Below are 8,726 nucleotides of genomic sequence, written 5' to 3'. Positions count from 1 at the left end.
GGATGCTTTCAGGCTGACAAGATAATATTTTTAACCTCTAATTCCATTTGGTCTGCTTTCTCTCATATCGCTTTTAGTCTAAACTCCAGTTTTGACGATGCTCCCGTTCATAACTAACGCGGGGTAGGTTGAGGATTTGATAGTTTGACTGACTGGGGAATTGACGCACTCCAGATTTGATTAAATTGAGCTACCGATAACGACTGTAAAATACTGAGATTAAGCGGCTCTTTGCTGATAAATGTGGCATAAGATGGCTGCAAATAGGAACGGTATTCAGGGCGGTTGAGGAGATGGGTTTCCATAAAAGCGACGCTGAGGGCGTTGAGATAGGAAAAAACAGCATCACGATCGGGGCCCAGTAAGGCAGGTGGCACAGGTAAAATATCATTTTCAGGAGTCGGTTCTGCGATCGCTGAAAAGTGGGTGGCGTTTTCAATCAAAGCCAGGTACTTATTGGGATCAGAAAGCCAGGTGAAGGGGCGAATTTGCTCAAATACAGGTGGAGCGAAAATATCTTGACTACCTGCTACCAGCATTACAGGCATTTTAATTTGACTGATTCCGCTCTCACCCAAAACTAGGCTGTCAATCGGATTAATCGCCATGATTGCCTTGATGCGATCGTCTTTGAGTTGATAATTTTTTTGGGGTAACTTAGTTGCTTCACACTGCAACAACAGCGACAAATTAAAGGATGAATAATTGGGATTACAATCTTGGCGCAGTTGCTCAAAGTTAATCGTTGCTCCTGCTAGAGTCAAAACGGTATAACCACCAAAAGACTGGCCAATCGCCCCAACTTGCTGAAAATTGAGTTTTCCGTGGAGAGTGGGATCAGATTTTTCTAAACGCTGGAGTTCATCGAGGAGATACTTGATATCCAAAGGTCGGTTGATAAATTCTTCTGGTTCTGGTGGACTTGCCAAACCCGCAAAGTATTGCTGAAAACGTTTGGCATTACTACCAGGGTGTTCTAGTACAGCAACAGCAAAACCATAAGATGCTAGATGTTCAGCCAGGTAGACAAAGGTAGAACGGTCTGAAGCAAGACCGTGAGAAATGACAATCAAAGGGAAGGGAGGAGACGGAGAATTCTGATCTGTGGGTTCTGAGTTTTGAGTTGTAGGTAAATAGATATCTACCGGTAGACGGCGTGAGCGAGAAATGTCATTTAACTCCAGGCTTTTTTTCTGCCAACGGAATTTTCCTGGCGATCGCAAATCTGCTTGTTTTGAGAAGTCAACAGTTGAATTGGCTGCTTGAGCGATCGCCTCTTTTTGAAGAGAAGCTACAACTTCATCCTTTTTCTTGAGCAACTGTGATAAGTCATCGACTATCCTTAACCCTTCTGTGAAATTTACCCGCATAGTATTGCTAGGAAATTTCCGCAGCAAATTTACCACCGTTAAACCCTCTCGATCGGCAGCAGCCAAAATCAAAGAGGCACGTATGGCATAGAAGCCGTTCTGTCGAGACTCAGTGAGGAGTAATTTTCCTAGTTGTTGCACTACCTCCTCGCCGATCGGTGAGTAAGTGACTTGAGATACTAAAGTAGGAGTGATATTGAACCTTTGCTGGAGCAGATCCCGCAGTTGAGCAAGTTGTTGAGGAGTAGCACGGCTAGCATAAAATGAAAAATCTTGATCGATTTTCCCAACTTTCGCAAAAGTTTCTAGCGAGTCCACCGATAACGAGAATTCGCCGAAGGGAGGATAAAAAAAGCTAATGCGTTCAGCCGCCAATCCGGGAGTAGAAGTCAAAAAGGTAGATAGCAAACCTAAACCCAGGTATCTCAGAAATTTTTTCATTAGAAAAACCCACTGTCTAACCCTGCCAAACAACTTTGGACAGGATATATTCCCTAGAATTATCCAATTTTAGTATAGACAGTTACATTAAGAAACTTCTTGTCTGCGTAGACGTACTCTTGGCGGCTTCTCGAAAACATGAGGCTTCACTATGTTAAATTCAAGCTACAACTCCTGTGAATGAGGAATCAGGTAATGGCGGCTTCTGTAGAACATGGCTTAAATAATAACGCTTCCATCCCTCCCTTAGAAAGTGGCGATCGCTTAACCCGCCACGAATTCGAGCGTCGCTACACAGCAATGCCTAATAAAAAAGCAGAATTAATCGAAGGAGTCGTCTACGTGGCATCACCACTGCGTTTTAGAAGTCATGGCCAACCTCATGGACAGTTGATTACCTGGTTGGGAGTTTATCAAGCTTGCACTCCTGGGCTAGCGCTAGGCGACAATGCTACCGTGCGCTTGGATTTAGACAATGAACCACAGCCTGATGTTGTGCTGTTGATAGATAAACCAGCCAGGGGACAGGCACAGATCAGTAAAGATGATTACGTAGAAGGCGCACCAGAATTAGTCGCAGAAGTGGCAGCCAGTAGTGCATCTATTGATTTGTACGATAAAAAACGCGCCTACCGTCGCAATGGAGTGCAGGAATATATCGTCTGGCAGACTTTAGAGAATAAACTCGACTGGTTCTATTTGCAAAATGGTGAATATTTGCCATTTGTAGCAGATGCAGATGGTGTGATTAAAAGTAGAGTATTTCCAGGTTTGTGGTTAGATGTCACCTCAATAATTACAGGGGATATGACAAAAGTTTTAGCAGTGCTGCAACAAGGGTTAAATTCACAAGAACACGTGGAGTTTGTTGAGTGTTTAGCTGAGAAATACTGAAAAAATGTATTAAATAATACAAATTATTTATATAGATAAAATATTAAAAAATATCTAGTGTATTTGGGTACAATTACTAAATTGTGACTCATTGATATTAGTGAATGTATTGGTATCAATAAAAATAATTATCAAAATCGTAAACAGTCAAGAAACTAACTACTGAAGCTGATCCCAAGAGTTTACATTCATGATGTTTGTACTGACTACAAATCTCAGATTTTAGTTTTCGTCTCAATTCAATATAAAATCTAAAACTTAAAATCCAAAATCAACATGGCAAACCTAACTCCTAATTCTAGTTTTAGTTTGACACTGCGCTTGCAAATTCCCAATCGTGTAGGGATGTTAGCGTCAGTAACCCAGGCGATCGCAGCCACTGGCGGTAATCTCGGTCAAATTGATTTAATCGAGCAAACCCGCAAAGAGTCCACCCGCGATATTACCGTTGATGCTGCTAGTACTGAACACGCTGAAACTATTGTGCAAGCAGTGAAAGCATTACCAGATATCAAGTTACTCAGTGTTTACGATCGCACCTTTAATTTGCATCGCGGTGGCAAAATCAGCATTACTAGCAGAATTCCCTTGAAGAGTGTATCCGATTTGGCAATGGCTTACACTCCTGGAGTTGGTCGAATTTGTACAGCGATCGCTCAAGATCCAGAGGAAGTTTACAAGTTAACCATCAAACAAAATACTGTTGCTATTGTTACCGATGGTAGTGCCGTTTTGGGATTAGGAAATCTCGGCCCAGCTGCTGCTCTGCCAGTCATGGAAGGTAAAGCAATGCTATTCAAGGAATTTGCGGGGCTAGATGCTTTTCCCATCTGTCTGGCAACCCAAGATACAGAAGAGATTATCCAGACAGTTAAGAATATCGCGCCAGTTTTTGGGGGTGTGAATTTAGAAGATATCGCTGCACCTCGCTGCTTTGAAATTGAAAAGAGATTGCGCGATGAGTTAGATATCCCCGTTTTTCATGACGATCAGCATGGTACGGCCATTGTCACCTTAGCAGCGTTGTTTAACTCTCTAAAACTGGTAAATAAGACAATGGCAGAAATCCGCATCGTAATTAACGGTGCTGGGGCGGCGGGAGTAGCGATCGCACGGTTACTTCGTAAAGCTGGGGCAGAAAAAATCTGGATGTGCGATTCTAAAGGGATTATCTCTACCAGTCGTACCGATTTGACAGAAGAAAAACTCGAATTTGCCGTGAAAGCTCAAGGTACATTAGCGGGTGCAATGCAAGGGGCAGATGTATTTATTGGAGTCAGCGCACCAGGAGTTTTAACACCAGAAATGGTGCATTCAATGGCGAAAGATCCAATTGTGTTTGCAATGGCAAATCCCATTCCAGAGATTCAGCCAGAATTAATTAGTAAAGATGTTGCTGTTATCGCCACTGGTCGCAGTGATTACCCCAATCAAATCAATAACGTCCTAGCTTTTCCTGGGGTATTCCGTGGTGCTTTAGATTGTCGGGCAAAGACAATTACCACCACAATGTATTTAGAAGCCGCAAATGCGATCGCTTCTTTAGTCAAGCCTTCAGATTTGGATCGGGAACATATTATTCCTTCAGTCTTTGATGAGCGAGTTGTCAATGCTGTTGCTGCTGCTGTACAACAAGCAGCACGTCAAGAAGGTATCGCTCAGAATTAATTAAATTCAGTTTAAAATCCCCTCCAAATCTAGGATTTGGTGGTCTTCTCTACGAGACGCAAGCGCGAACAATCAGTTGCGGATTCAGACCCGCGACTGATAGCGCAGCGTTAGCGAGTCCGTGAGCGTCTTGATTCTGACTCCTGTTAGCGGATAGCTAAGGTTTAGCCCATTCTGACTTCTGAATTCTTCTTCAAAATTTCGGTTGTACGGCTAACAATTTCTGCTCTTTGACAACTATTACAAATGTTTCGTGTGTAACAGTTAGTCAAAACCAAAGTCTACTCACTGTCGCCTCAATGTCCCAAGCTTTAACTCAAAGCCGCGTAACTTTGGTCGGCGTAGCCATCGCTCTCTCAACAATCACCCCATCCTGCATCTGAATCACCCGCTTTGTCTGAGCTGCTACCGTTGCATCATGGGTAACAATTGCGATCGTAGTTCCCTGTTGATTTAATTCCGTCAGCAAATTCATAATTTCGTGAGAAGTTTTGGAATCTAACGCCCCCGTTGGTTCATCTGCCAACACCAAAGCAGGATGATTCACCAACGCCCGCGCGATCGCTACTCGCTGTTGTTGTCCTCCCGAAAGTTGGCTAGGGCGGTTTGTTAAGCGATCGCCTAATCCGATCTTTTCTAAGGCTACAGTCGCGGATTGTATTCGTTCTGATCGGGATACATCTGCATAAATCATCGGTAGCATAACATTTTCTAGTGCCGTCAACCGAGGCAACAAATTGAATTGTTGAAACACGAAACCAATATATTGATTGCGGATATCTGCAAGTTCATCGTCATCCAGGGTTGTCAAATCTCTACCGTCTAAGATATATTTTCCACTCGTAGGACGATCCAGACAGCCGATGATGTTCATCAGTGTTGATTTCCCTGAACCCGAAGCCCCCATAATCGCCACATATTCCCCATCTTCAATCGATAAATCAATTTCCTTCAGAACGGGGACATCCAATTCTCCCAAGTGATAGGTTTTCGTGATCCCCTCCATTAAAATCATGTTTGCCATAGTGATTACTCATTGTGTAGTGCTGAAATCGGATCTAATTTGGCAGCATTACGCGCTGGGATGCCGCCAGCCAGAATGCCAACGATGAAGGAAAGGCTAAACCCTGCCCCAATCGACCATAACGGCACAATAAACGGAAATTTGAACACAGTTGCAGCCGTAAACGCGAACCCAATGCCCAATCCCACGCCAATCACACCGCCAACTGTGGAGATAACGATCGCTTCAGTCAAAAACTGCCTTAAAATATCTGTGCCGGTTGCACCTACGGCTTTGCGGATGCCAATTTCTCGCGTTCGTTCCATCACCGAAACTAGCATGATGTTGGCAATGCCAATGCCGCCGACAATCAGAGAAATACCTGCGATCGCACCTATCATCAAGGTAAATGAACCCATCACACTGCTGAAAGTGCTGATAATATCAACTAGATTGGTAATCCGAAAATCATCGACGGCTGGCGGATGAATGCCATGCCGTAAACGCAGAATATTTGTCACCTGAAATTGAGCCGAGTTCAATTGATCCCCATCGATCGCTTCTAACCAAAATCCATTAATTGCGACACCCGTTAAGGCGTTATTGCCCACAATTTGGGCAGACATATTGGTTAAGGGGATATAAATCACATCGTCAAGATCCTGTCCACCCGACGTTCCCTTCGATTCCGCCACCCCTACCACGGTGTAGCGCTTGCCCCGAATTCGTAAATCAGCCCCAATCACGGATTCATTTGTGTTAAATAATTCATCGCGCACAGTGGAACCGAGAAACGCCACAGGGCGGACAGCATCCAAATCCCCTTGACTAAAAAAGAGTCCCGTTTGAGGATGAATGTTTTTGATAGTTGGGTAGTTTAAATCCGTGCCTACAAGGGTGGTGGCAATGTTGGTATTGCCCCGGACGACCTGAATTGAATTGCGTTGTAAGAATGCCGAAACCGATTTAGCGGCTGGGACTTGTTTAGCGATCGCCTTAGCATCTTCCCAAGTTAGTGTACTGGCTGAACCCGCTCCTAAACTGATGCCGCCTGTTCTGGCTGCCCCCGCCGTGACTACCATCACGTTTGTTCCCAGTGCTTGGATTTGTAACTCCGTTGACTTCTGCACACCCTGTCCCACGGCGGTAATCGTAATCACCGAGGAGATGCCAATAATCACCCCCAACATAGTCAAACCTGTCCGCAATTTGTTGCCCAAAAGCGTTTCGACTGACATGATCAGAACTTCACCGAAAGAGATTTTGCCCTTTCGTGGACGGCGCGATCGATTTGTTGTCTGCGAATCAATACGTTTTTTCATGAAGGTCTCCCGTTAGGCGTAGAAACCTTACGGGTTCCAGGTGGAAAGCTGAGTAAGACGTGTTCGTTTCCGGTTAAGCCAGACTTTACCTCGGTTTTGTCATTCACCGTTGTCCCGACTACAATCGGCACAAAGACAGAATCGCCTTTGCCCTTGGCCACAAATACGCCCTGAGAATTATTTTGTTGAACGATCGCCCCAGTCGGTACCACCAGCACATTTTTTAACTCTCCGGCTTTAAAGTCCACAGTGACATTCATCCCCGATCGCAGCAGATGTTGGGGATCTGGCACTGATGTCTTCACCTCAAAACTAGTGACATTTTGCACAACATCAGACTGGGTGGCAATTTGCGTCACCTGTCCAGTAAAAGTTTTCCCCGGATAGGCATCTGCCTGAATTGTCGCAACTATACCCATGCGAATTTGGGCAATGTTCGCTTCTGCAACTTGGGCAACAATCTGATTCGTGGATGCGAGAGCCAAAATGGAAGACGATGAGGCAGAAGAAACCGAACTACCTGCGGTGGTAGGCGTGACAAATGAGCCAGGATCGGCAAATTTCCGGGCGACAATCCCACTAAAGGGGGCACGGATCACCATATCGTTGATATTTGTCTGGATAATTTGCACTGCTCCCTCAGCCGCCGCGACTTGGGCGCGGGCTTGCTGAATGTCCTCCGGTCGTGATCCCGCTTGAGAGAGCGATACAGCCTCCTGTTTCTGTTTGAGGAGTGCCTCGGCTTGAATAATTTCTTCTGGCCGAGTTCCCGATCGCATCAATGAAGCAGCTGCTTGTGTTTGGTTAACTTGAGTCTGGGCGCGATCGCGGCTAGTGCGGAAGGTATTCAAACTCTGGAGAGCGATCGCACCTGAGTTATAAAGTTCTTGATTTCTTTTGAGATCATCGTTAGCTTGACGCAGGGCATATTGAGCATCTCTTAACTGGGCTTGGGCTTGGGCAACTTCCTGAAGTCGATTCCCATTGAGTAATTTTTGGAGATTTGCGTCTTGTTCAGCCAATTGTGCCTTTGCTGTGGCGATATCTTGAGTTCGATTCCCATTGAGTAATTTTTGCACATTTGCCTCAGCCGCAGCGAGATTCCCCTGAGCCTGACGTAATTGCCCCTGAAGATTCGAGGCATCCATGTAAGCAAGCACCTGCCCAAGTTTTACAGAATCGCCTTCTTTAACCAGCAGTTGCTTCAAAATCCCTGACGTTTTTGGACTCACATTAACTGAACGTTCGGGTTCAACAGTTCCATTTGCAGAAACCGCGATCGTTAGATTCCCCCGCTTAACTAAAGCCGTTTGAATCTTCAGCTTTGCTTGCTGTTGAGGCACTACAACCATTTGGTAATAAGCGAGATAGCCAACGCCAATCATGGAAATCAATATCAGTAAACCAAGTAGCCATTTATTTGCTTTTAGCTTACTCAGTCCATTCGGCTTTAGTTCTTTAGGCTTTAGTTCCTTCGGTTTTAAGGCAATGGTCATAGGTGATACCTCTAATTTCAGAATGCAACAAGTGATTGGGGTGTATAAAAACTGTCTATAGGATTTGAAGATTTTAGAAAATTATCAGAAATAATTCAGTTGTCAGGAACCAGATGAGCTACCCCTCGGTGCGCTAACAGAATTGAATTATGTTTGATTGTGAATTGTGAATTCACAATTCTTCATCAATCTTCGCTCTATTTTTATTAGTAATAATAGCTTTGTGTAATGGATTACTATTTCATTATGACAAAGGTATGTTTGATTTCTAGGGTTATTTGATTGATTTAAAAAAATCTCACTTTTACTTTTGGGTATTGAGAGTAATCAAGCGATCGCTATAAAAAACTTCAAAAATTTGAAAGCAATATTTAGCGTCTAAAGTCTTGCAAAAGGGAGTAAAGGTAAAGCTTTCGTAAGATTAATTATGTTTTGAAAAGCTTTAAATAGTGTATGAATTGTATAACTTCTACTAAACCGTTCAAAAGGTAGAGGTTATATTGGAAAAAGTCTGTAAATATTAAATGTGCGG

The 8,726-nt window shown here is 44.0% G+C and carries 6 protein-coding genes; 2 read left to right on the top strand and 4 right to left on the bottom strand.

Features of this window, described 5'->3' with window-relative positions; translation table 11 throughout:
* Positions 1–113 precede the first annotated feature (113 nt).
* Positions 114–1,811, bottom strand: a complete 1,698-nt coding sequence (locus V7K69_RS28500; protein WP_335040746.1) for an alpha/beta hydrolase — start codon at positions 1,809–1,811, stop codon at positions 114–116.
* 195 nt (positions 1,812–2,006) lie between these two features.
* On the opposite strand from V7K69_RS28500, the gene V7K69_RS28495 reads away from it, so the two are divergent.
* Positions 2,007–2,705 (top strand): Uma2 family endonuclease, encoded by a 699-nt coding sequence (locus V7K69_RS28495; protein ID WP_335040744.1) that lies wholly within the window; start codon positions 2,007–2,009, stop codon positions 2,703–2,705.
* A 276-nt stretch (positions 2,706–2,981) separates the two neighbouring features.
* Positions 2,982–4,373, top strand: coding sequence for a malic enzyme-like NAD(P)-binding protein (locus V7K69_RS28490; RefSeq protein WP_335040742.1), 1,392 nt, complete (start codon positions 2,982–2,984; stop codon positions 4,371–4,373).
* A gap of 316 nt (positions 4,374–4,689) precedes the next feature.
* Here the strand turns inward: V7K69_RS28490 and V7K69_RS28485 are convergent, their stop codons facing one another.
* Genes V7K69_RS28485 through V7K69_RS28475 form a run of 3 tightly spaced genes read right to left on the bottom strand, consistent with a single transcriptional unit; the run spans position 4,690 to position 8,194 of the window.
* Positions 4,690–5,397 (bottom strand): ABC transporter ATP-binding protein, encoded by a 708-nt coding sequence (locus V7K69_RS28485; RefSeq protein ID WP_335040739.1) that lies wholly within the window; start codon positions 5,395–5,397, stop codon positions 4,690–4,692.
* 5 nt (positions 5,398–5,402) lie between these two features.
* The gene (locus tag V7K69_RS28480) at positions 5,403–6,698 is read right to left on the bottom strand and encodes an ABC transporter permease (protein WP_335040737.1); all 1,296 of its coding nucleotides are present in this window, start codon (positions 6,696–6,698) and stop codon (positions 5,403–5,405) included.
* The gene (locus V7K69_RS28475) at positions 6,695–8,194 is read right to left on the bottom strand and encodes an efflux RND transporter periplasmic adaptor subunit (protein ID WP_335040735.1); all 1,500 of its coding nucleotides are present in this window, start codon (positions 8,192–8,194) and stop codon (positions 6,695–6,697) included. Before V7K69_RS28475 ends, V7K69_RS28480 begins: the two co-directional genes overlap by 4 nt.
* Between the last annotated feature and the right edge of the window lie 532 nt (positions 8,195–8,726).

Source organism: Nostoc sp. (assembly GCF_036917775.1).
Classification (GTDB): Bacteria; Cyanobacteriota; Cyanobacteriia; order Cyanobacteriales; family Nostocaceae; genus Nostoc.
The sequence above is the reverse complement of the archived record's forward strand: the minus strand, read 5'-3'. Positions and strand labels throughout refer to the sequence as shown.

What these genes read in the sequence shown, in the direction of transcription:
- V7K69_RS28490 (WP_335040742.1), top strand. Translation starts at nt 2,982, where the DNA reads ATGGCAAACCTAACTCCTAATTCTAGTTTTAGTTTGACACTGCGCTTG.
- V7K69_RS28475 (WP_335040735.1), bottom strand. Translation starts at nt 8,194, where the DNA reads ATGACCATTGCCTTAAAACCGAAGGAACTAAAGCCTAAAGAACTAAAG.
- V7K69_RS28495 (WP_335040744.1), top strand. Translation starts at nt 2,007, where the DNA reads ATGGCGGCTTCTGTAGAACATGGCTTAAATAATAACGCTTCCATCCCT.
- V7K69_RS28485 (WP_335040739.1), bottom strand. Translation starts at nt 5,397, where the DNA reads ATGGCAAACATGATTTTAATGGAGGGGATCACGAAAACCTATCACTTG.
- V7K69_RS28480 (WP_335040737.1), bottom strand. Translation starts at nt 6,698, where the DNA reads ATGAAAAAACGTATTGATTCGCAGACAACAAATCGATCGCGCCGTCCA.
- V7K69_RS28500 (WP_335040746.1), bottom strand. Translation starts at nt 1,811, where the DNA reads ATGAAAAAATTTCTGAGATACCTGGGTTTAGGTTTGCTATCTACCTTT.